A 21,571-nucleotide genomic window follows, 5' to 3' on the forward strand; every position below is an offset into this window, starting at 1 on the left:
GAACCCGTCCGCGCGCGGTCAGGCCACGACGACGTCCTCACCCTTGATCTTCGTCTTGATCTGCGGCAACGGCAGATGATCAGGTTGTTGTCGCCTCGCTGCACAGCCAGACCTGGTGCGTGCATTTGGCGTCGAACGCCGTGCACGTGCCCTTCGCCGGCTGGGCGACGACCACGGACGTCTCGTCGTCGAAGTGCACGACGACACCGCCGTTGAGCGGCACGTCGGTCTTCTTCGTGAGGCGACGGGCACCGGACAAAACCGGAAATTTCGACGCGTGAACGGCAGGTCTGGATCGGAACAGTGGGTGGAATCGCCCCTAACGGGGTAAACGGCCGATACGTCAAGCAGTCGGCGCTGTTGCACCGTTGGGGCGAAAGGGCGGCGACGTGATGATGACCGCGGTACGGGAGTACGCACTCCGGGTGTCTGCGGAACTCGGCTTGAGCGGCGAGTCGTCGTGCGTGGACGGAGAGCGGCCGCTGCGGCTCTACGTCGCGGTGGACGGCCAGTTGCCAGGGCATCCCGGTCACGATGTGGCGCTGCTCTGGACGGACGGCCACGGCTGGGAGATCGCGGTGGAGGAACCCGGCGGTGCCGAGCTGACCGTCGTGGCCAGGTTGCGCGGAGCCGTCGAGCCGCCGCCGCGCACGGTCGCGCGGTGGGCGGGGAAGCTGCTGTCAGGTCAGTGGCCGGTCCCCGGTGAACGGAAGGACCGGCCACTGCTGAAACAAGCGGGCTAACCGACGGAGACCGGTTCCGGCTTCTTCTTCTCCTGCGGCAGCTCGTCGAGTGCGGTGCCCTCGACGTCGAGCTCCGGCAGCCAGCGCAGCCACTTCGGCAGCCACCAGGCGCGCTCGCCGATCAGTGCCAGCGCGGCGGGCACGAGCACCATGCGGACCACGAACGCGTCCACGAAGATGCCGGCGGCCAGGGCGAAGGCGATCGACTTCACCGTCGCCTCGCCCGCGGGGACGAAGCCCGCGAACACCGAGAACATGATCAGCGCGGCGGCCACCACGACCGGGGCCGCCTGGCGGAAGCCCGTGGTGATGGCCTCGATCGGCTTGGCGCCGCGGTGGTGCGCCTCGTGCATCCGGGACACCAGGAAGATCTGGTAGTCCATGGCCAGGCCGAACAGGATGCCGATCACGAGGATCGGCGTGAGGCTGATCAGCGGGCCGGTGCTGTCGAGGTTCACCGCGTCGGCGAGCCAGCCCCACTGGAACACCGCCACGGTGGCACCGAGCGACGCGCCGATGGTCAGCAGGAAGCCGAGCACGCCCACGAGCGGCACGAGCAGCGAGCGGAACACCAGGACCAGCAGGACGAGCGCCAGGCCCACGACGACGGCCAGGTAGATCGGCAGCGCGCGGTCCAGCGACGTGGCCACGTCGACGCTCACCGCGGTGGCACCGGTGACGTAGGCCCTGCCGCCCTCCACTGTGGACAGCTCGGCTCGCAGGTCGCCGACGAGCTGTTCGGTGGCGGTGCTGTCCGGGCCGGACTTCGGGATCACGGTGACCAGCGCGGCGGACCCGTCCGGGCTCGGTTGCGCGGGCGTCACCAGGGCGACGTCGGACATCTTCGCGATCGGCTCCGCGGCCTTGGTGGCGGTCGCGGCGGCGCCGTTGCCCTCGACGAGCACGATGATCGGGCCGTTGAAGCCCTCGCCGAAGCCCTCCGCGAGGATCCGGTCGGCGCGCTCCTGAGTGGAGCCCGCCGGCGGCTTCTGGATCAGCGTGGTGTCCATGGAGGCCACCGGGATCGCGACGATGCCGAGCGCCACGATCGAGAGCAGCAGCGCGACGACGCGGTTGCGCGTGACGACACCCGCCCAGCCGCGGATGACGCCGCGGTCGGTGGGTTCGGGGGCGGCGGCGGACCGTTCCTTGCGGGTGAGCACGCGGCGGCCGAGCATGCCCAGCACGGCGGGCACCAGCGTGACGGCGATCAGCACCGCGACGACGATGGTGGCGGCGGCCGCGACACCCATCTGAGTGAGGAACGGGATGCCCGCGATCGCGAGGCCCACCAACGCGATGACGACGGTGAGACCGGCGGTGACGACGGCGGAACCGGCGGTGCCGACCGCGGTCGCGACGGCGTGGCCCACGTCGGAGCCGCGGCGCAGCTCCTGGCGGTAGCGGTTGATGATGAACAACGCGTAGTCGATGCCGACCGCGAGGCCCAGCATCGAGGCGAGGATGGGCGTGGTCGACTGCAGGTCCATGAACCCGGTCGCGATGGTGATGCCGAGCGCGCCGATGCCGACACCGATCGCGGCGGTCAGCAGGTTCATGCCCGCGGTGACGAGCGAGCCGTAGGTCAGGGCGAGCACGACGAGCGCCAGCACGACGCCGATGGCCTCGGTCGGGCCGCCGACGTGCGGGGTCTCCTGCATCGCGGTGCCGGTGACCTCGACGGTCAGCCCGGCGGCCCGTGCCTTGTCGACGGCCTTGAGCAGCTCGGACCGCTGCTCTGCGGTGACCTCGCCGGGCTTCACGTCGTAGGTGACGGTGCTGTAGCCGACGTTGACGTCGCGGTTCACACTCGGGGCCGCCGGGTCGAGCGGGTTGGTCGCCGAACGGACGCCCTTGAGCGCGGCCTCGTCGGCCGCCAGCTCGCTGATCGCCTTGACGTGCTGCGGCAGCTTCTGGCCCTCTGGCGCCTTCAGGACGACACGAGCGGACGCCGTCTGGCCAGAGCCGAACTTCTGCTGGATGCGCTCGAGCGCGGTCGTCGACTCCTGGCCGGGGATGGACATCGAGTTGGACGTCTCACCGCCGAGCGTGAACGCGCCGGCACCGGCGCCGATCAGCACGAGCAGCCAGATCAGGACGACCGGGAGCCGGCGCCGGTGGGCACCCATTCCCAGTCTGTAGAGCAGTTTCGCCATGATGATCAGGCCTCCCGGTGCCCGAGTGCGTCGTAACAGGTAGCGAGGATCAAGGGACGCCACGTGGTCTTGTCACCCTCCTGGTTGGCCAGGAGCGTGAGCACGGCCATGGCGGTGAGTGCGCCGACGATCCGGATCGCGCGTGGCAGCTCGCGCTCGGGGTCGATGACGAACATCTCGTTGAGCAGCAGTTCGTCCTGCGCCTGCTGAGAGTCCTCACCCGGCGCGGTCATCGAGCGGAACAGCAGCGCGACCAGGCCAGGCCGGTCGAGCGCGACGTCGGTGAGCAGCTCCAGCGCCCGCCGCTCGCGGGCAGGCCCGGCCGGCAGAGGGCTGACGAGTTCCAGCACCTGCCTGCTCAGCACGTGGCTCTGCTGCCACGCCGCCTCGAAGAGGGCTTCCTTGCTGGGGAAGTGGTGCAGCAGACCGGCTTTGGACAGGCCGACGGCGTCGGCGAGCGACTTCAACGAGGTCTGCTCGAACCCGTGCCGCGCGAAGAGTGCGGCGGCGGCGTCGAGGAGCTTCTCGTCGACGCCGGTCCTGGGCTGTCGTGGCATGCAGCCGACTTTACGACGTTTACCGACCAGATCGGTAGGTAAACCGACCGAAATGGTCGGTGGCGTTGGTCACGCACAATGTCGTGGTGATCGAGATGAACGCCGTCGTCGCCGCGCACCACCTGGTCGGCTTCCCGGACTGGCCCACCGGTCCGTACTCCGACGGTGACGTCGTGCTGTCGGGCCGGATGTCACGGGAGGAAATCGGCACCGCGCTCGCCGCGATCGCGCAGTACAACAACGGCCAGGAGGTCGGGCCGGACGGGCCGGCGTTGCTCGGTGGGTTGCTGGAGCAGGAAGCCATCATCATGTCCGGCGGCCTGCTGGTGAGGGACACGCGCACCGGCGTGGTGGTCGAACCGGGGTGCTGTCAGGGGTTCGAGGACTGGCGGGACTGGCGCGGCGTCCTCGACGGCCGGCACCCGTGGCTCGGGCACTCGCCGGACCCGAAGGTGGAGATCGGCGACGGCCTCGTGCGGGTGTGGCCGGACGACCGCCGGACGGACGGCCCGGCGTGCGAGATCCCGCTCGCCGAGCTGCCGGGCCACCTCGCCGCGGTCCGACAGGACCTGCTCGGGTTCCTGGAGCTCGTGCGGAAGTGGGCGCCGTACGGAATGGGGGAAGCGCTCGCCGAGAGGTTCGACGAGCACTTCCACATCAGCGCGCCGCTGTGACCGCGCGGGTGATGGCTGACCACACCACGTGCCCGACCGCGATGCACACGACCCACACGACGGCCACCGGCACCCTGGGGCTGCAGGTGCGCGAACACCGCGTAGTGCGTGAGGTGGACGGCGAGCGAGGCGCCGGCCAGCAGGGCAGACCGGTGAGCGATGCCGGACACACCACCTGTTTGCGCCCCATAATGCGAGCATGTTCGTCTTCGACGCCGAATTGTGGCTCTGGGATGCCCGACGCATGGACACGTGGACTTTCGTGACGCTGCCGGAGGACGTCTCGGACCAGATCAGCGAACTCGCCACGCCCGGCGCCGGTTTCGGTTCCGTGAAGGTTCGCGTGGGACTGGGCGCCTCGTCGTGGTCGACGTCGGTGTTCCCGGACAAGCAGTCCGGCTGCTACGTGCTGCCGATCAAGGCGGCCGTGCGGAAGAAGAACGACGTGGGGCCGGGCGACGTCGTGGAGGTCACCGTCGAAGTCGTTTAGGCGGACCAGTCGATGTCGGCGTAGATCGCGGCGTGGTCGCTCGCCGCGTGCACCTCGTCGGTCATGGTTTCGTAGACCTCCCAACGGTTTTTGGTCCGCGGACCGCGCCACACGCCCTTGCGGAAGACGCCACCGCCGATCGCCTTGGCGAACAGCTCCGGGGTGAGCAGGATGTAGTCGATCTTGCCCTTCTCGTTGACGCCGCGATAGGTGCCGAAGCGGTGGTCCCACTCGAAGTCGGCGTGCTCGCTGATGTCGCGCAGGCCGGTGCGCTGGAACAACGGGCGCAGCGCCTCGCTCTCGGCGGTGTCGTTGAGGTCGCCGACGACCGCGATGTGCTCGTGGCCCTCGTCGCGCAGGCGGTTCACGATGCGGGCGATGCGGACGGCCTGGCGGAAGCGGCGGCGGGCGCCGATCGGGTCGCCGGGAGCGCCGTAGCCCTTGGACTTCAGGTGGTTCACGAGCACCACGACCTCGGGCCCGGCCGGCGTGCGCACGTGGTACTCGGCGCAGTCGCGGGAGAAGATCACGCCCGAGTTGTCCTTGGCGTACACGTGGGTCCGGATGGTGACGACCTCGTGGGCGTCGCGGGTCAGCAGGCCGACGTTGATGCCGCGCTCGTCGTTGCCGTCGATGAGGTGGACCTCGTCGTACGGGGTCCAGCCGACGCTTTTGAGCATGCTGGCGGAGAACATGTGCAGCAGCTCGCGTGACTCGGCCTCGACCACGCCGAGGACGTGGGCCCCGACGTCGCGCATCACCTGGGCGGTGTGGCGGGTGGCGAGCTCGCTGATGGGTTCGGTGGTGAGCTCGACCCAGCCGACCCAGGACTCGCGACCGCTTGCCACGACTGAGGTTTCGCCGGTCTTGTGGCGGGCGAGGAACCGGCCGCGGATGCGGCGCAGGATCGCGTACCTGCTGCGGTCGCTGCGGAGCAACTCGAGCGTCGCCAGGTGTTCTTTGAGTTCTTCCTTGACTTCCGGCGTGTAGGTGTCGCAGGCGATGAGCTCGTTGAACCGGGCGTGGGCAGCCAGCACCGGGGCCGCGTGCCTGGTCGCTCCGCGGCCCATCACCTTGGGGCGCTCGAACATGTTCTCCACGTTGAACGACCCGATTCGCGTGATGCTCATCGATTTCAGGGTCGCATGTGGATATACGGCCGCGCCCTGGTCTGGTCGGGTGATCTTTCGGTCAGGTGGTGGAGGGCCCCGTGTGGCTGGGCTGCCGGACGTCTGATGACTGGGGCCCTCCTGCCATCGGCAAGGTTGCCTCTTTGGTCGGCAACGAACCTAGGATTAACCTTGAATCCGCTGCTGAGGGGTGATCTTGGAGTTCGGGCTGCTCGGTGCCGTGGAGGTGCGCGACCGCGGTGCGCTGGTCGACGTGGGCCACGTCCGGCAACAGTCGGTGCTGGTCGCGCTGCTGGTCGAGGAGGGACGGCCGGTCCCCGTGGACCGGTTGCTCGACCGCGTCTGGGGCGAGCGGGCGCCGCTGAGGGCCCGCGAGACCCTCTACGGGTACGTGTCGAAGCTCCGCAAGCTGCTCGGACTCGACATCGAACGTTCACCCGCCGGCTATCGCCTGAACGTGGCCGCGGCCCAGGTCGACCTGTTGCGGTTCCGTGCACTCGTGCGGCTGGGCGCGCTCGACGATGCGCTGGCCTTGTGGCGCGGTGACGCGGTGGAAGGGCTCGAGTCGCCGTGGTTCGACGCGTTGCGGGAAAGCCTGCACGCCGAACGTTTCGCCGCTGAACTGGACCGCAACGACGCGGCGCTCGCGCAGGGGCGTCACGCCGCGCTGCTGCCCGTGTTGCGGCGCATGGCGGACGAACGGCCGCACGACGAACGCCTTGCCGCGCAACTGATGCTGGCGCTGCACCTGTCGGGCAACGACGCTGAGGCGTTGCGGCAGTACGAAACCGTGCGCCGAGAGCTCGCCGACGAGCTCGGCGCGGATCCGAGCAAACCGCTGCAGGACGTGCACCAGCGGATCCTCGCTGGAGACGCAGGCCGCGCGGAGTCCCTGCCGCTGCAGCTGCCCGCGCCGCAGCCGTGGTTCACCGGCCGCGAGGAGGAACTGGCCGCGCTGGACCCGTCGGGAACCGTCGTGATCACCGTGATCGGCGGCACGGGAGGCATCGGCAAGACCGCGCTGGCGCTGCACTGGGCGCACCGGCACGCCGACGACTTCCCGGACGGCCAGCTGTACGTGAACCTGCGCGGCTTCGACCCCGCCGCCGAGCCGACGCCGCCGGAGACGGTGCTGCGGGAGTTCCTGGAAGCGCTGGGGGAGGAGATGATTCCCGAGGGACTGGACGCGCGGGCCGCACGGTATCGCAGCCTGATGGCGGGCAGGCGGATGCTCGTCGTGCTCGACAACGCCCGGTCCACCGAGCAGGTCATGCCGTTGCTGCCGGGCCCGGACGCGACGGTGCTGGTCACGAGCAGGCTCAAGCTCGCGGGGCTGGTGGCCGCGCACGGCGCCAGGTCGGTGTCGCTGGATGTGCTGAACGAGGCCGACGCGCGGGCGTTCCTGCGGGCCAGGCTCGGTGCCGACCGGGTCGCGGCCGAGCAGGAGGTCGTCGCGGACCTCGTGACCTGGTGCGGTGGCCTGCCGCTGGCGTTGTCGATCGTCGCGGCGCGCGCCGCGATGGAGCCCGACTTCCCGCTGGCGGTGTTCGCGGAGGAACTGCGGGAGCAGCCGCTCGACGCGCTGGACGCCGGCGAGATCGGCACGAACCTGCGGGCGGTGTTCTCGTGGTCCGCGGCGGCGCTGTCGGACGAGGCGGCGCGGGCGTTCGCGCTGCTCGGCACGGTGGGCACGGCGGACGTGTCGCTCCCGGCCGTGGCGGCGCTGCTCGACCGGTCCGTCCCGCGAACCAGGATGGTGTTGCGGGAACTGGAGAACACCCATCTGCTGCAGCAGCACGTGCCCGGCCGGTACCGGATGCACGACCTGGTCGGGCTGTACGCGGCCGACCTGGAGGCCGACGCGGGGTCGCGCCTCCTGGACTTCTACGCGGCGACCGCGCGGGCCGCGGCGGCGACGCTGGAACCGCACAAGGTGTTGCCGGAACACGAAAGCGGCCACGCTCTGTCCTTTACGGACAAGGCGGACGCGATGGCGTGGTTCGACGCGGAGCACGACTGCCTGACGACAACGCAGCGGCGCTCGTTGGACAACGCCGCGTTCGACGTGGCGTGGCTGCTCGGTCGCACGATGAACAGCTACTACTCGCGTCGCGGCCGGACGTCGGACGACGTCGACGCCTGGCTGATCGCCCTGCGGGCAGCCGAGGTGTTGCAGGACAGCGTGAAGCAGGCGGCGGCGCACATGTGCCTGGGCCTGGGCTACGTCGAGCTGGGCCAGTCGTCGCTGGGGCACCGCCACTTCGAGCGCAGTCTGGAGCTGTTCGCGCAGACCGACGACCACGTGGCGCACGGCAGCGCGCACCGGGCGATGGCGTGGGCGGCCGAGTTCGAGGGCGACCTGGGCAAGGCGCTAGAGCACTCGCTGGCGGGGCTCGCGAAGTTCCGTGCGGCCGGGTCGGAGATCCGCGAGGCGGAGTCGCTGAACGAGGTCGGCTGGCGGTACGCGTGCCTCGGCCGGTACGCGGAGGCACGCGCCTACTGCGAGGACGCCATGCTGCTCAACGACAAGCTCGGCCACACGGAGGGGGCGGCGGCCACTTTGGACAGTCTGGCGCACATCGCCCACCACGACGGCCGGGACGCCGACGCCGTCGCGCACTACCGTGAGGCCCTGGCGCTGTACCGGCAGCTGGACAACTCCGCGGAGGAGGCCACGGTCCTGGAGCACCTCGGCGACGTGCTGTTCGCGACGGGTTCGGAGGACGAGGCGCGCGAGCAGTGGAGGCGGGCGTTGGAGCTGTACGAGAAGCAGCGCCGCGCGTCGGAAGCCGCGGCACTGACCGCCCGCCTCTGAACTCGGCGCACCTGGCGTCCGCTCTCGATCAGCTCGCCGGTGAACGAGTCGAGCGCCTCGGCGAACTCGCGCTGGTCCGGCTCGTGCCAGTCCTCGAGCCGATCGAGCAGCCACGACCGCCGCGCGTGCCCGAGCTGCGTGAACACAGATCATGATGCTCCCGCCGCCGGACCACGTTCGGAGTTCGCCGCCGAACGGCCGATGATCGTGTTCACCTGGCATTCCGGGTCCGGGACGCTGGGCCGCGGCGAGTGGGCCGGGGAGGGCACGCTGCTCCGCGAGCATGCCGAGTCGGAGGAGCACTACGAGTTCGCCCGGGCCACGATGCGCGAGACGTTCGGCGGTCGTGGCGCACGGCTTCCGGGTCACGTATCCCGACCAGGCCGAACGTGACGCCGCGCTGGAAGCGGCCGTGGCACGGATGATCGCGCAGCAGAGCGAGGACTAGGCTCGGAGGCCATCACCCGAAGGAGGCCGTCTTGATCTTCATCACCGCCAAGTTCCGGGTCCTGCCCGAGTACGCGGACACCTGGCCGGAAATCTCCCGTGCCTTCACCGAGGCCACCCGTGCCGAGCCCGGCTGCCTGTGGTTCGACTGGTCGCGCAGTCTCGACGACGAGACCGAGTACGTGCTCGTCGAGGCCTTCCGCGACGGTGACGCGGGCGCGGCGCACGTGCAGTCGGCGCACTTCAAGGTCGCACAGGCCGAGCTGCCGCCGTACCTGCAGGAGACGCCGAAGATCGTGAACGCGGTGCTGGAGCAGGACGACTGGTCGCTGCTGGGTGAGATGGAGGTTGCGCCACGCGGGTGAGAGGCCGGGCGTGAGGCGGCCGGGCGGTCGAGGATGGCCCGATGGACGCCTTCGTGGAGTTGTCCGCCGAGCTGACCGGGTTCTCGGCGGAGGAGCTGAGGTCGACCGGACTGGTCGAGCAGTACGCGGAGCTGGCACGGCACGCCGTGCCGGCCGAGATCATCCAACTCTGGTACACCGGCGTGTGGCGCGGGGGCATCCCGAGCGCCCGCGCGTACGCCGAGGGGCTCGCGTGGAAGGCCGTCGGGGTGGCCGCGCCGGGCACGGCAGGTCCCGGCTTCGGCAGCTGGGAACACAGACCCCGCAGAAGCAGCGCCTTATGAGGGCCGTGGTCGTCGGCGCCGGGTTCGCCGGGTCGCTGATCGCGAAAGCGCTGGGGGACAACGGTTTCGGAGTCATCGTGCTCGAAGCCGGGACCGAGGCGAACCACGACGAGGCGGTGCACGCGTTCCGGACCGCGCTCGTCAAGACGCCGCTCGCGCCGTATCGCCGGACGGTGGCGGCGCCGTCGAGCGACTACCTGACCAACACCGGGCGGTTCGCCTACGCGAGCCCGTACCTGCGGATGAACGGCGGCACCGGCACCGTCTGGACCGGCATCACGCCCCGCATGCACCCCGAGGACTTCCGGACCGCGGACCTGGGCCGCGGCCGCAACTGGCCGATCGGCTACGACGACCTGGAGCCCTACTACCGCGCGGCGGAGTGGGAGATCGGGGTCGCGGCCGACGCCGACGAGCAGCGGCAGCACGTTCCGGTCGCCGAGGGTTACGTCTATCCGATGCACGCCTTGCCGCGCACGTACCTCGACCACGCCGTGGCGTCCGTTGTGGACGGTGCGAGCATCGACGGGCACGAGCTGCTGGTCGTCGGCACTCCGCAAGCGCGCAACGGGGTTCCTGCCAAGGGATACCGGCCGGACGGCAACCGCTGTGCCGGGTTCGCGAGCTGCGTGCCGGTGTGCCCGGAGAACGCCAAGTACACGCCGCACCGCACGCAGAAACGCTGGTCGCACAACGTCGAGCTGCGCACCCGCTGCGTGGTGAACCGGGTCCACGCCGACGCGTTCGGGCGCATCACCAAGGTCAGCTACCAGCGCTACGAGGACGACATGACCGGCCGCCACACCCGGCACGAGGTCGAGGCCGACGTAGTCGTGCTCGCCGCGCACGCCATCGAGAACGCCAAGCTGCTGCTCATGTCCGGCCTGGCGAACAGCAGCGACCAGGTCGGCCGCAACCTCATGGACCACCCCGCCCTGCTCACGTGGGCGTTGATGCCGCACCCGATCGGGCCGTTCCGCGGACCGGGGTCGACGACGAGCATCGAGGCGTTCCGCGCAGGACCGGAACGCGGCGAGCGGGCACCGTTCCGCATCGAGATCGGCAACTGGGGCTGGGGCTGGTCGGCGGGCAGCCCGGACAGCGACACCGCGGAGTTCGTCGCGGCGGGCCTGCGCGGCAGGGCGCTGCGTCAGGCAGTGGCGGACCGGGTCGGCCGGCAGTTCACGCTGCAGTTCGAGATCGAGCAGGAGGCCGACCCCGCGAACCGCGTCACGCTCGGACCCGACCGCGACGCGCTCGGCAACCCGCGGCCGAGCATCCACTACGACCTCTCGGACTACGTGAAGGACGGTCTGCTGGCCGCGAAACGGGTGTCGGACCGGCTGTTCGAGATGCTCGGTGCCGAGGACTACACGTCGTACAAGCCGGACGACGAGCGGTACTTCGAGCACGACGGCGAGCCGCTGCGCTACTGGGGCGCCGGGCACGGCGGCGGCACGCACGTGATGGGGTCGTCGCCGCGGGACTCGGTCGTGGACCAGTGGCAACGCTGCTGGGATCACCCCAACCTGTACGCCGTGGGTTGCGGCAGCATGCCGTCGCTCGGCACGTCCAACCCGTCGCTCACGATGGCAGCGCTCGCTCTGCGGACGGCCGACCATCTGGTGTCACGCCGCGCCGGACTGCTCGCTGAACCAGCAGGATCGCGGCCGCCACCGCGATGACGGCGACGCCGTTGCCGAACGCCCAGAGCACCGCGTGATGGTGCACGACCTCACGGGAGGGGGCCGGGTCGCGGAACACGGGGTTGACGTGCGTCATCAGCAGGACCTACACCGCGATGCACCCCAGCGCACGCGTGACGACCGCCAGGACCACCGCGAGCGACCCCCACGGCAGGTAGTAGTAGACCGGGCTGCGAGCCGCGAACACGCCGACCAGCGAGCAGGGGCACGGCGAGCCGGGAAAAGATCACCTGGCCATGATGGCGAAAAATGTCGAATGCGCCGCGACGCCGATCGACGCAGGGGTGGGCAGCCGACGCTGCCGCTCGAACACCTAAGGAGAGACCATGCGTTTCATGTTGATCCACCGGGTCCTGGAGGACGACCCGGCGTCGTGGGAGCCGAACCCCGAGCTCATCGACCGGATGAACGCGTTCGTCGAGAAGACGTCCGCGAACGGTGTGCTGCTCGGCGCCGAGGGCGTACAGAAGTCCGGCGCGGTCGTGCGCAGGCGCGGTGCGGCGGTCAAGGCGATCGACGGGCCGTTCGCCGAGGCCAAGGAGGTCGTCGGCGGGTTCGTGCTGATCAAGGCGAACGACCTCACAGAGGCAACGGCCGTCGCAGAGGAGTACATCACCTGCTTCGCGGGCGTCGAGGAGATGTCGATCGAGGTGCGTCAGGTCGTCGAGGCGGAGGACATCGAGCCCTACCTCGCCAAGTAACGCAGCTCGGCGACGAACCACTCGCCTCCGGCGAACACGGTCCGCCCCTGGTGGAGCCGCACGTCCTCGACGTCCAGAGCAGGGAGGACGTGCGGCCCGTCCAGCTCCGGCGAACAGCCCGCGACCGTGCGCACGCTGACGTCGTCTGGCGGGATGTCCGCGAGTGCGGGGAGACGCTCGCCGAGGTCCTTCAGCTCCACCGGCCGGTTGCGGCAGTAGGACCGTCCGATGTTCGTCAGCCGGTGCACGGGCGACACCGGGCGGTAGACCCAGCCGCCGCGGTGCTCCGAGATGAACCGCGGCTCGCTGCCGTCGAGCCAGTCCATCCCGCCTTCCGTGCCGCTGGCCCACGTCGGCGAGCACGATCTCCTCACCGGAGCGGAAGGTCGTGCCCTACGCGTGACCGCCCGCGGCAAGGCGCATCAGGTCCGAGTCGAGGTCGATCGACAGCTCGGTGCCGCCCGCACTGCCGAACTCGTGCTGGTAGCGGCCCCACGACTCGGAACGCACCTGCTTCTCGAACCCGGCGGCCATGAGCGCCACCAGTTCGAGGGCAGCGCGGTCGATGCGCTGGTTGAGCGCGTTGTCCTGCCAGTCCTCGGTCGAGGCGAACAGCGACGTCGGTACCACGATCGTCCGCAGGTAGGCGAAGAGCCCGCGCATCTGGTCGTCGACCACGAGCGCGTGCCTCGCCGTGCCGGCGGTCGCGGCGAGCACGACGGGCTTCGCGATCAGCAGGTCGTTGTCGAGGATCTGGAAGAACGACGTGAACAGCCCGCTCGCGCCCGCCTTGTAGACGGGAGTGCTCGCGACGATGCCGTCAGCGTGCTGCAGAGCCGTGATCGCCTTCTGCAGCTTGGGGCCGATGTGGGTGGACACCAGCGCGTTGGCGATCTCCGAAGCCAGCTCGCGCAGCTCGACGACCTGGATGTCGACCTTGTACTGCTTCTCGGCCGCGAGCGTCGCGACGCGCTGGGCGGCGCGGTCGGCGAGCAGGCGGGTGGACGACGGGTCGCTCGTGCCGGCCGAGACGACCACGAGCTTGAACTGTTCGGTCATTTCTCCTCGCTCTGCGCGAGCTTGCCGGTGATGGCGGCGAGCTGCGAAAGTTCTTCTGGTGTCAGCACGTTCAACGCGCGGGTGACGCTGCGGGCGTGCGGGCGGCCGATCTCCTGCTGGGTCTTGCGGCCTTCCGGGGTGAGCGAGAGGCGCACACCCCGGCGGTCGCCGGGGTCCGTGCAGCGGTGCACCAGCCCGCGGTCGACCAGGCGGTCGACCATGCGGGACAGCGCGGGCTGGCTCAGCAGCACGTGGCGGTTCAGCTCACTCATCCGCAGTGGACTGTCGCATTTGGACAAGGTGTAGAGGACGTCGTACTCCCTCATCGTCACCTCGCCCCAGACGTCCTCCGCGTTGAACCGCTTCATCAGCACGGCGTAGGCCCGCATCAGGGACTCCCACGCCTCGTTCGCTCGGGTCATTCCGTGTCCTGGTACGGCGAGCCGCCCGTGACGTTGTCACCCCGGTTGGCGTTCGGCCGCGGCTGACGCGCGGGCTGGTCACCGTACTTCTCCTTGACGCGCAGGGCGTGCGTCGGCGGCTTGGCGGTCTCCGGGTCCTGGCGCGACTCGATCTCCTTGCGCAGCACCGGAACCACCTCCTCGCCGAGCAGGTCGAGCTGGTTCAGCACGGTCTTCAGCGGCAGGCCGGCGTGGTCCATCAGGAACATCTGGCGCTGGTAGTCGCCGAAATGCTCGCGGAAGGTCAGCGTCTTGTCGATGACCTCCTGCGGGCTGCCGACCGACAGCGGCGTCATCTCCATGAAGTCCTCCATCTTCGGGCCGTGCCCGTAGACGGGAGCCTCGTTGAAGTACGGGCGGAACTCGTTGATCGCGTCCTGCGACCGCTTCGCGATGTAGGCCTGACCACCGAGGCCGACGACGGCCTGCTTCTCCGTGCCATGGCCGTAGTGCGCGTACCGCTGGCGGTAGAACTTGATCAGCCGCATGTAGTGCTCTTTCGGCCAGAAGATGTTGTTCGCGAAGAAGCCGTCGCCGTAGTAGGCGGCCTGCTCCGCGATCTCCGGCGTGCGGATCGAGCCGTGCCACACGAACGGGGGCACGTCGTCCAGCGGCCGCGGCGTGGAGGTGAAGCCCTGCAACGGGGTGCGGAACTTGCCCTCCCAGTCGACGACGTCCTCGCGCCACAACCGGTGCAGCAGGTTGTAGTTCTCGAGCGCCATCGGCAGGCTCTGCCGGATGTCCGCGCCGAACCACGGGTAGACCGGCGCGGTGTTGCCGCGGCCCAGCATCAGGTCCATGCGGCCCTTCGCCAGGTGCTGCAGCATCGCGTACTCCTCGGCGATGCGCACAGGGTCGTTGGTCGTGATCAGCGTCGTCGCGGTGCTGACGATCAGCTTCTTGGTCCTCGCCGCGATGTGGGCGAGCAGCGTGGTGGGCGCCGACGAGAAGAACGGCGGGTTGTGGTGCTCGCCGATCGCGAACACGTCCAGTCCCACTTCTTCGGCCTTCTCGGCGATCTGCACGATCGCGTCGATGCGCTCGGCCTCGCTGGGGGTCTCGCCGCTCACCGGGTCCCTGGTGATGTCGCTCACCGAGAACACTCCGAACTGCACGGTCCCCGCCTCCTTCTGTCTGTGGTGGATCTCTGGAGTTGTATGCGTTTGCATCTACCTTAACGCACGCCACCCTGAGGTATTCCCATCGCGCTGATCACATCCCGACCCCGGGCTTGTACTTCGAGCACCACGTCAAGCTCTTCATGGCAGGGCCGTGGCACGGCTAGGGCCTGTATCGAAGTCCATGTCCGCGATAGCCGGGCCTGACGCGGCCCCTGGCGGCACGGCCGGACGGCCCACATACAACACCGGTATGCGGGCCGTCCGGCCGCACCACCAGAAACCACCTCAGGCGCGACTCTCATCGAACGGGACCTCGATACAGGCCCTAGTACGCGCACGTTCTCAAGGCGGTCGATGGGCACGACGCGCACGTGTCGCAGAACGCCCGCCGGAAGCGACCGGGGCGTGCTCTGACGCGGTCTCAGACGCTGCGCAGCACCGACACGACGATGCCGAGGATGACCGCCCTGTCGCCGTCGATCACGGGGTAGTCGGCGTTGCGCGGCTCCAGGTACACGTGGCCGTCCCGGCGCTGGTACACCTTGACCGTCGCCTCCTCGTCGATCATCGCGGCGACGATCTGCCCGTTGTGGGCCTCGTGCGTCTGCTGGACGACGACCATGTCGCCGTCGCAGATCGCGGCGTCGATCATCGAGTCGCCGCGCACGCGCAGCGCGAACACGTTGCTGCCCCGGCCGACGAGGCCGCGCGGCAGGTTCAGTACGTCGTCCACGTGCTCGATGGCGGAGATCGGCGTACCGGCGGCGATGTCGCCGACGACGGGCACCGAGATCGAGTCCTCGGAGACCTGGGCGGAGGCCGTCTCGTGCAGGAAGACCCGCACGTCCATCGGCCGCGTCACCGACGAGCCGCGCTTGAGGAAACCCTTGTCCTCCAACGCCGCCAGGTGCTTGGACACGGAGGACGAGGAGCGGAGGCCGACGGCGTCGCCGATCTCGCGGGTGCTGGGGGAGTAGCCGTGCTCGACGACCCAGTCGCGGATGGCGAGGAGGATCTTCTGCTGGCGTTCCGGCAGCACCGTCGTGTCGAGGTCGAGATCGTCGTAGGCGGTCACCGGGCAGATGGTAGTTATTCGGTTGCCGGACACGATCGGGTGGTCGTTTGATCAAGCCGTGACGTCTGCCTGGGTGGGGAAGCTCGTACGTCTGCGCGCGGTGGAACCGGAGGACTGGGAGGTCTTCTGGCGGTTCGACCAGAACACCGTGGACGGGCGGAGGTCGGACAAGATCCATCCCCCGCGTTCGGCCTCCCGGCAGCGCCAGTGGGCGGAGCAGGCCGCGCTCAAGGAGCCGGACAACGACGCGTTCCAGCTCGCGATCGAGTCATTGGCCGATGGCGCGCTCGTGGGGGCGTTGTCGACGTACTTCGTCGATCACCGTGCCGGGCGGTTCATGTACGGCATCGCGCTGGGCAGCGAGCACCACCGTCGTGGATACGCGTCTGACGCGGTGCCGTTGCTGCTGAACCACATGTTCGGGGAGCGGCGCCTCCACAAGTGCGAGGCGGGCGTCTGGGCGTTCAACGAGCCGTCGATCGCGCTGCACCGCAAGCTCGGCTTCACGGAGGAGGGCAGGCTGCGCGACCACGAGTTCTTCGCCGGCCGCCACCACGACGTCGTGCTGTTCGGGATGACGGCCCCGGAGTTCGCCGCCCGCCACCCGTTCCCGAGCGAGCTCTGATCTCCCCGCCGCGCTGATCGAGGCCTCGCCCGAGCGGGTCTGGCAGCTGGTGACCGAGCAGGCTGGTGGGTGGCGTCCGAGCCGTCGGGCGCGGCCGTCGACGGGTTCGTGCTGCACCGCGCGTTGGGCGAGTCAGTCGACTTCCGCGTTGCCCCCGGCCCGTTCCGGCGCCTCGTCACGGGCTGACCAGCGGGGCTCACCGCCCGCCTCGGCGAACGCGGTCAGCGCCTCGACCAGTCCATGCCGCAGGTGCTTCGGCATGCGCGCCACGATCGTGCCGATCTCGGCCCGCCTGCGGGCCATCACCTGGCCCACGACCCGGCGCCCCTCGTGGCTCGCCACGACCACGACCTCACGTTTGGTGGCGGGGTTCTGCTCGCGCTCGGCCATGCCGGACGTGATCAGCCGGTCGATCATGCGCTTCGCCGTCGACGGGTTGACCTCGAGCAGGTCGGCGAGCGCGGTGAGCTTCATGGGCCCGCGGCTTTCCAGCAGCACGAGCATCCGGAACTGCGGCAGCGTGAGCGTCTCCTCGACCGCCGCGAGCGATCGCGCCGACACGGCGACCAGCAGGCGGGACGCGGTGAGGACAGCGTCGGTCAGTTCGTCGGCATCGCTCACCCGCCCAGTTGTACAGGGCCCGCCTTTGGTAACGAACCGATAACCATTGCACTGTGCAACGGTCGGCGCGCGTGCAGCCGTCCGTACCTCCCGGCATGCGGACACTGCTCGTCACCCTGTTGGTCATGTTGGTGGGTGCATCACCCGCGGTCGCGCAGCCGGACCTGGGCCCCGACTACGTCCAGACGCAGTTCGGCCCGATGGGCCCCGCCGGCCGCGACCTGCTGCAGAAGGTGGCACTCGCCGGGTTGTGGGAGGGCCCCGCCGGCCGGATGGGCCTGGAGAAGTCGGCCAACCTCCGAGTGCGGGAAGCCGGCCGGCACCTGATCGAGGGCCACGCCGATCTGGACAGACGAACCGTCGAACTCGCCCGCACGCTGAACGTGCAACTGCCCACCCAGCCCAACGAGGCGCAACAGGGCTGGCTCAACGAGATGACCGCCGCGCCCGCCCGCAGCACCGAGTTCGACAAGATCTTCGCGAACCGCCTCCGCGCCGCGCACGGCGTGGTCTACAAGTTCCTGGCCCAGGTTCGCACCGGCACGCGCAACACCGCGATCCGCGACTACGCCAAGGTCTGCATGGACACCGTGCTCGACCACATGACGGTGCTGGAGGCGACCGGCATGGTCGACTTCAACGACACCGAGGCGATCCCGCTGGCGTTGGTCGCCCAGCCTTCCTCGGCCGCACCGACTCCGCCGCGCGCGGCACCGAAGGTCGCCCCGCAGAACGCACCGCAGCGCCAGGAGGAAGGCGGCGTCTCCGACGGCCTGATCGGTTTCGCCGTGATGATGGCGCTCGGGATCGGCATCTGGCTGTGGAGCCGCGGGCGGAGCAGTCGCCGGATGCACCCGTGACGGCTGACTTCGGCGGGGACAGTTCGCGTGTTTGCCACCCGATCGGGCTAGATCACGACAGACTGTGGGCGTGGAACGGGAACGCCGGTGGGCGGACAAGGGTGAGGCCATCGGGCACGGCGTGAGCTGGCTCGCGCGGTGGAGTCTGCGGGTGGCGTTGGCCGCGCTCGGCTTCTGGATGGTGCTGTGGGTCGTCGGGCAGCTGTGGGTCGTCGTGATGCCCGTGCTGCTCGGGTTGCTGATCACGACGGTGTTGTGGCCGCCGGCTCGCTGGCTGATGTCGAAGGGCCTGAACTCGGCGCTGTCGGCGACGATTGTGCTGGTCGTCGGCCTGGTGGTGCTGGGCGGGGTGATCGCGGCGATCTCCTCGTCGATCGCGTCCGGTGTGCCGGAGATCGCGGAGAGCGCCCAGGAGGCGTTGCAGCAGGCGCAGAGGTGGGCGGCAGGCCCGCCGTTCAACCTGGCCGACACCGACCTCGACCGGCTGATCGCCCAAGGGGTCGAGCAGATCAAGTCGAGCATCGGGTCGATCGCGAGCGGGCTGCTGACCGGGGCCGGGGCGGTGACGTCCGGGGTCGTGACCGGGCTGGTGGCGTTGTTGCTCGCGTTCTTCTTCGTCAAGGACGGCATGCGGTTCACCCCGTGGCTGCGCGGGCTGATCGGTGAGCGTGCGGGCGGGCACGTCACGACGGTGCTGGAGCGGGTGTGGGTGACGCTCGGCACCTTCATCCGCAGCCAGGCGCTCGTCAGCCTCATCGACGCGGTGTTCATCGGGCTCGGCCTGGTGATCCTCGGTGTGCCGCTCGCGATTCCGCTGGCGGCGCTGACGTTCCTCGGCGGTTTCATCCCTATCGTCGGCGCGTTCGTCGCCGGTGCGCTGGCCGTGCTGGTCGCGCTCGTCAGCAACGGGCTGACCACGGCGATCATCATGCTGATCATCGTGGTCGTGGTGCAGCAGGTCGAGGGCAACGTGCTGCAGCCGATCCTGCAGTCGCGCGGCCTGCGCCTGCACGCGGCCGTGGTGTTGCTGGTGGTGACGGCGGGTACGTCGTTGTACGGCATCGCCGGCGCTTTCTTCTCGGTGCCTGTTGCCGCGGCGGTGGCTGTCGTGATGCGCTACCTGGGCGAGGTCATCGAGGCGCGGTCCGTAATAGTTACGTCACAGGTTGACGGGGATGAACCGGGAGAGACCGAACGTTCTCCTGAGTGAACACCGAGCCTGGGTCGTGGACGGTTGAGGCGGATGACGTGCACCCACTGCAGGCGGCCGAGCGGTGACCGGGATCGGGGTTTTGATTTGTCCTTGACGCCGTGCGACAGGGTGAAGACGCACTGGCCGGTCTGGCCGAACATCGTCCGGACGTTGTCGAGCTTGCAGCTGTGTACATGAGCGTAAAGGCTTTGCGGGAGCGTGGTTGGAGCGTCTGGCGATGTCAGCCAGGTTGCCGCGCAGCATCGGCGGTCAGGTGCCGATGCTGCGCGTCCTCATTGCCGTGCTGCTCTCGTTTCGACGTTTCGACGCTTCGACGTGCAACAGCGGTCTTGGGACGGTGCGCCTATTGATCGTGGCCGCAATCGTTGCCTTGCGGCGCTACCGCTTCATCCGCCAACTATGCCGAACACCGCTGTCCCGAGGCGCAGCACCCCGTCGTCGAGGGGCACGGTCCGGATGCCGCCCTTGCCGCGCAAGGCTTTGAACGCGCCCGGCGCGATCACGACGTCCATCCAGGCGCACGGGTTGGCGGGCCGGTGGACCTCGAAGCGCACCGGTCCGTCGCCGGTGTCGAGGCTGAAGACGGTGCCACGTGGTAGTGCGTCCACATCGAACCCGCGCACGACGATGTTCCGCCGTGCCACCAACGGACCCACGGACCACGCGTTGAGCGACTCGGCGGCGATCAGCGTGATCGCGGCGTTGCGGTGGGCCGGGTGGTTGAAGTATCGGTCGCCGACGATGCCGTGCTTGGCGCGGATCTCCACGTGGTCGCGCGAAACGGGTTCAGGATCGGGACGAGGGCCGTCGGAGGGACGGCCCTCGTAGGCGTGCACGGCCGATACGTGCAGGCCGACGATCTCTACTTCTCGCCGAGCTGCCATTCCGGCCTCACGTAGTGGCAGGTGTAGCCGTTGGGGTAGCGCTCCAGGTAGTCCTGGTGCTCCGGCTCGGCCTCCCAGAACTCCGTCGCCTGCGTGACCTCGGTGACGACCTTGCCCGGCCACTTGCCGGAGCCGTCGACGTCGGCGATGGTCGCCTCGGCCACCTGCTTCTGCGCGTCGTCGGTGTAGAAGATCGCAGAGCGGTAGCTGGCGCCGATGTCGTTGCCCTGGCGGTTACGGGTCGACGGATCGTGGATCTGGAAGAAGAACTCCAGGATCTGGCGGTAGCTCAGCTGCTCGGGATCGAACACGATCTCGATGGCCTCGGCGTGGTTGCCGTGGCGGCGGTACGTCGCGTTCGGCGTGCTCGGGTCGCCGGTGTAGCCGACGCGGGTGGAGACGACGCCGGGGTGGCGGCGGAACAGGTCCTGCATGCCCCAGAAACAGCCGCCCGCGAGAACAGCCTTCTCCGTCACGGTGGTTCTCCTTTGCTCGGTGTTCACTCAGCAGAACGCTCGGGGCCGGACTCATCATCCCCGTCAACTTGTGACGTATCCATTACGACCACCGCCGTTAGTACTCCAGCCGCACTTGTGGGGATGCAGCGGTTGCTGCGGCGGGCGGACTGGGATGTCGGCGGGGTTCGGGACGATCTGCGTGACTACGTCGTCGAGCATCTGGGCGAGCCTGATGCTGTGCTGGTCGTGGATGAGACGGGTTTTGCAGAAGGGCACGAGGTCTGCCGGGGGTGCAGCGGCAGTACTCCGGCACCGCCGGACGGATCGAGAACAGCCAGATCGGGGTGTTCCTGACCTACGCCTCACGCCGCGGGCACGCGCTGATCGACCGGGAGTTGTATCTGCCCGCGTCGTGGATTGCCGATCGCGACCGGTGCCGTGCGGCGGGCAGCCCGGATGAGGAGGAGTTCCGGACCAAGCCACAGCAGGCGCAGGCGATGCTGGAGCCTGCGTTTGACACGGGCGTGCCGGCCGGCTGGGTGCTCGGGGACGAGGTCTACGGCCAGACGACGGACCTGCGGCGTGGAGAGGACCGCGATGTCGGCTACGTGCTGGCGACCAAGGTCAGTGACATGGTGAGCACCGCTGGGACGGAGCAGCGGCGGGTGGACGAGCTGGCCGCGGAGTTGCATGCGCGGGCGTGGCGGCGACTGTCGGCGGGCACCGGTGCGCATGGTCCGCGGTACTACGACTGGGCGCGTGCCCCGTGCGCCTCTCCGAACAGCGCACCCCAGGCTTTCTCGATGTGCTCCAACCCGCTGCCGTTGGCGAGGTTCGGGGTTCGAGCCGCCTTCACCGATCGTCTTGTCGCTGCGGACCGTGAATCCTGCCAGCCACCGTGTCCCAGCCAGTAGTCCAGAAAACAGGCAGGATCGACGCCGGGCGGGAAGTCCGGACTTTGGACGAAATCTGCCACGGTCACCGCGACCCACCGGTCCGAGTGCGTGGCACCGGTGTTGCCCTGGTCCGACGTGTTCACGATGTCGCACTCGTGCGCGGAAGCAACGCCGGCCCCCACCCCTCACCC

Annotated in this window: 23 protein-coding genes and 1 pseudogene; 12 read left to right on the plus strand and 12 right to left on the minus strand. The window is 69.3% G+C overall.

Going from position 1 to position 21,571, the window contains the following annotated elements; genetic code table 11:
- Positions 1-79: 79 nt before the first annotated feature.
- Positions 80-259 carry a Rieske (2Fe-2S) protein gene (locus tag JOD27_RS06070; RefSeq protein WP_204761053.1) on the minus strand — a complete coding sequence of 60 codons (180 nt, stop codon included), beginning with the start codon at positions 257-259 and terminating at the stop codon, positions 80-82.
- 166 nt (positions 260-425) lie between these two features.
- On the opposite strand from JOD27_RS06070, the gene JOD27_RS06075 reads away from it, so the two are divergent.
- Positions 426-743 carry a DUF6292 family protein gene (locus JOD27_RS06075; RefSeq protein ID WP_307829924.1) on the plus strand — a complete coding sequence of 106 codons (318 nt, stop codon included), beginning with the start codon at positions 426-428 and terminating at the stop codon, positions 741-743.
- On the opposite strand, the gene JOD27_RS06080 is transcribed toward JOD27_RS06075, so the two are convergent.
- Together JOD27_RS06080 and JOD27_RS06085 are read right to left on the minus strand one after the other, a co-directional pair.
- Positions 740-2,899, minus strand: coding sequence for an MMPL family transporter (locus JOD27_RS06080; RefSeq protein ID WP_204761054.1), 2,160 nt, complete (start codon positions 2,897-2,899; stop codon positions 740-742). The genes JOD27_RS06075 and JOD27_RS06080 overlap by 4 nt on opposite strands.
- A gap of 5 nt (positions 2,900-2,904) precedes the next feature.
- Complete coding sequence (locus tag JOD27_RS06085) at positions 2,905-3,456, minus strand: TetR/AcrR family transcriptional regulator (protein ID WP_204761055.1); 552 nt, start codon at positions 3,454-3,456, stop codon at positions 2,905-2,907.
- A gap of 86 nt (positions 3,457-3,542) precedes the next feature.
- On the opposite strand from JOD27_RS06085, the gene JOD27_RS06090 reads away from it, so the two are divergent.
- On the plus strand, positions 3,543-4,130 hold the full coding sequence (locus JOD27_RS06090) for a hypothetical protein (protein ID WP_204761056.1): 588 nt from the start codon (positions 3,543-3,545) through the stop codon (positions 4,128-4,130).
- A gap of 199 nt (positions 4,131-4,329) precedes the next feature.
- Positions 4,330-4,620, plus strand: coding sequence for a DUF1905 domain-containing protein (locus JOD27_RS06095; RefSeq protein ID WP_204761057.1), 291 nt, complete (start codon positions 4,330-4,332; stop codon positions 4,618-4,620).
- Here JOD27_RS06095 and JOD27_RS06100 read toward each other — a convergent pair.
- Complete coding sequence (locus JOD27_RS06100; protein ID WP_204761058.1) at positions 4,617-5,750, minus strand: endonuclease/exonuclease/phosphatase family protein; 1,134 nt, start codon at positions 5,748-5,750, stop codon at positions 4,617-4,619. The genes JOD27_RS06095 and JOD27_RS06100 overlap by 4 nt on opposite strands.
- Before the next feature lie 190 nt (positions 5,751-5,940).
- Between JOD27_RS06100 and JOD27_RS06105 the strand changes: the two genes are divergently transcribed.
- From JOD27_RS06105 to JOD27_RS06125, 5 genes are all read left to right on the plus strand, one after another.
- Complete coding sequence (locus JOD27_RS06105; RefSeq protein WP_204761059.1) at positions 5,941-8,565, plus strand: AfsR/SARP family transcriptional regulator; 2,625 nt, start codon at positions 5,941-5,943, stop codon at positions 8,563-8,565.
- A 479-nt stretch (positions 8,566-9,044) separates the two neighbouring features.
- Entirely contained in the window at positions 9,045-9,377 is a 333-nt protein-coding gene (locus tag JOD27_RS06110; protein WP_189254655.1) for a putative quinol monooxygenase, read from the plus strand.
- A gap of 41 nt (positions 9,378-9,418) precedes the next feature.
- Complete coding sequence (locus JOD27_RS06115) at positions 9,419-9,700, plus strand: hypothetical protein (RefSeq protein WP_204761060.1); 282 nt, start codon at positions 9,419-9,421, stop codon at positions 9,698-9,700.
- Positions 9,697-11,385 carry a GMC family oxidoreductase gene (locus JOD27_RS06120; protein WP_204761061.1) on the plus strand — a complete coding sequence of 563 codons (1,689 nt, stop codon included), beginning with the start codon at positions 9,697-9,699 and terminating at the stop codon, positions 11,383-11,385. The genes JOD27_RS06115 and JOD27_RS06120 overlap by 4 nt, the downstream gene beginning before the upstream one ends.
- 347 nt (positions 11,386-11,732) lie before the next feature.
- Positions 11,733-12,107 carry a YciI family protein gene (locus JOD27_RS06125; RefSeq protein ID WP_204761062.1) on the plus strand — a complete coding sequence of 125 codons (375 nt, stop codon included), beginning with the start codon at positions 11,733-11,735 and terminating at the stop codon, positions 12,105-12,107.
- On the opposite strand, the gene JOD27_RS06130 is transcribed toward JOD27_RS06125, so the two are convergent.
- From JOD27_RS06130 to lexA, 5 genes are all read right to left on the minus strand, one after another.
- Complete coding sequence (locus tag JOD27_RS06130; RefSeq protein ID WP_204761063.1) at positions 12,092-12,481, minus strand: hypothetical protein; 390 nt, start codon at positions 12,479-12,481, stop codon at positions 12,092-12,094. The genes JOD27_RS06125 and JOD27_RS06130 overlap by 16 nt on opposite strands.
- 19 nt (positions 12,482-12,500) lie before the next feature.
- Positions 12,501-13,166, minus strand: a complete 666-nt coding sequence (locus JOD27_RS06135; protein ID WP_204761064.1) for a CE1759 family FMN reductase — start codon at positions 13,164-13,166, stop codon at positions 12,501-12,503.
- Positions 13,163-13,588, minus strand: a complete 426-nt coding sequence (locus JOD27_RS06140; protein WP_204761065.1) for a MarR family winged helix-turn-helix transcriptional regulator — start codon at positions 13,586-13,588, stop codon at positions 13,163-13,165. The genes JOD27_RS06135 and JOD27_RS06140 overlap by 4 nt, the downstream gene beginning before the upstream one ends.
- On the minus strand, positions 13,585-14,742 hold the full coding sequence (locus JOD27_RS06145; RefSeq protein ID WP_204761066.1) for an LLM class flavin-dependent oxidoreductase: 1,158 nt from the start codon (positions 14,740-14,742) through the stop codon (positions 13,585-13,587). The genes JOD27_RS06140 and JOD27_RS06145 overlap by 4 nt, the downstream gene beginning before the upstream one ends.
- A gap of 427 nt (positions 14,743-15,169) precedes the next feature.
- A complete protein-coding gene (gene lexA, locus JOD27_RS06150) occupies positions 15,170-15,823 on the minus strand; it encodes a transcriptional repressor LexA (RefSeq protein ID WP_204761067.1) in 654 nt (217 codons plus the stop codon).
- 58 nt (positions 15,824-15,881) lie between these two features.
- On the opposite strand from lexA, the gene JOD27_RS06155 reads away from it, so the two are divergent.
- A complete protein-coding gene (locus JOD27_RS06155) occupies positions 15,882-16,448 on the plus strand; it encodes a GNAT family N-acetyltransferase (RefSeq protein WP_307829925.1) in 567 nt (188 codons plus the stop codon).
- 132 nt (positions 16,449-16,580) lie between these two features.
- On the opposite strand, the gene JOD27_RS06160 is transcribed toward JOD27_RS06155, so the two are convergent.
- Positions 16,581-17,069 (minus strand): MarR family winged helix-turn-helix transcriptional regulator, encoded by a 489-nt coding sequence (locus tag JOD27_RS06160; protein ID WP_307829926.1) that lies wholly within the window; start codon positions 17,067-17,069, stop codon positions 16,581-16,583.
- Positions 17,070-17,194: 125 nt separating this feature from the next.
- On the opposite strand from JOD27_RS06160, the gene JOD27_RS06165 reads away from it, so the two are divergent.
- Together JOD27_RS06165 and JOD27_RS06170 are read left to right on the plus strand one after the other, a co-directional pair.
- On the plus strand, positions 17,195-17,929 hold the full coding sequence (locus JOD27_RS06165; RefSeq protein ID WP_204761069.1) for a DUF4142 domain-containing protein: 735 nt from the start codon (positions 17,195-17,197) through the stop codon (positions 17,927-17,929).
- A gap of 70 nt (positions 17,930-17,999) precedes the next feature.
- Positions 18,000-19,139, plus strand: coding sequence for an AI-2E family transporter (locus JOD27_RS06170; RefSeq protein WP_204761070.1), 1,140 nt, complete (start codon positions 18,000-18,002; stop codon positions 19,137-19,139).
- A gap of 389 nt (positions 19,140-19,528) precedes the next feature.
- Here the strand turns inward: JOD27_RS06170 and JOD27_RS06175 are convergent, their stop codons facing one another.
- Complete coding sequence (locus tag JOD27_RS06175) at positions 19,529-20,026, minus strand: MOSC domain-containing protein (RefSeq protein WP_204761071.1); 498 nt, start codon at positions 20,024-20,026, stop codon at positions 19,529-19,531.
- On the minus strand, positions 20,005-20,502 hold the full coding sequence (gene msrA / locus JOD27_RS06180) for a peptide-methionine (S)-S-oxide reductase MsrA (RefSeq protein WP_204761072.1): 498 nt from the start codon (positions 20,500-20,502) through the stop codon (positions 20,005-20,007). The genes JOD27_RS06175 and msrA overlap by 22 nt, the downstream gene beginning before the upstream one ends.
- Positions 20,503-20,622: 120 nt before the next feature.
- Between msrA and JOD27_RS06185 the strand changes: the two are divergent.
- A pseudogene (locus tag JOD27_RS06185) lies at positions 20,623-21,251 on the plus strand (IS701 family transposase); the annotation flags it as partial.
- Between the last annotated feature and the right edge of the window lie 320 nt (positions 21,252-21,571).

The organism is Lentzea nigeriaca, from assembly GCF_016907955.1.
Taxonomy (GTDB): domain Bacteria; phylum Actinomycetota; class Actinomycetes; order Mycobacteriales; family Pseudonocardiaceae; genus Lentzea; species Lentzea nigeriaca.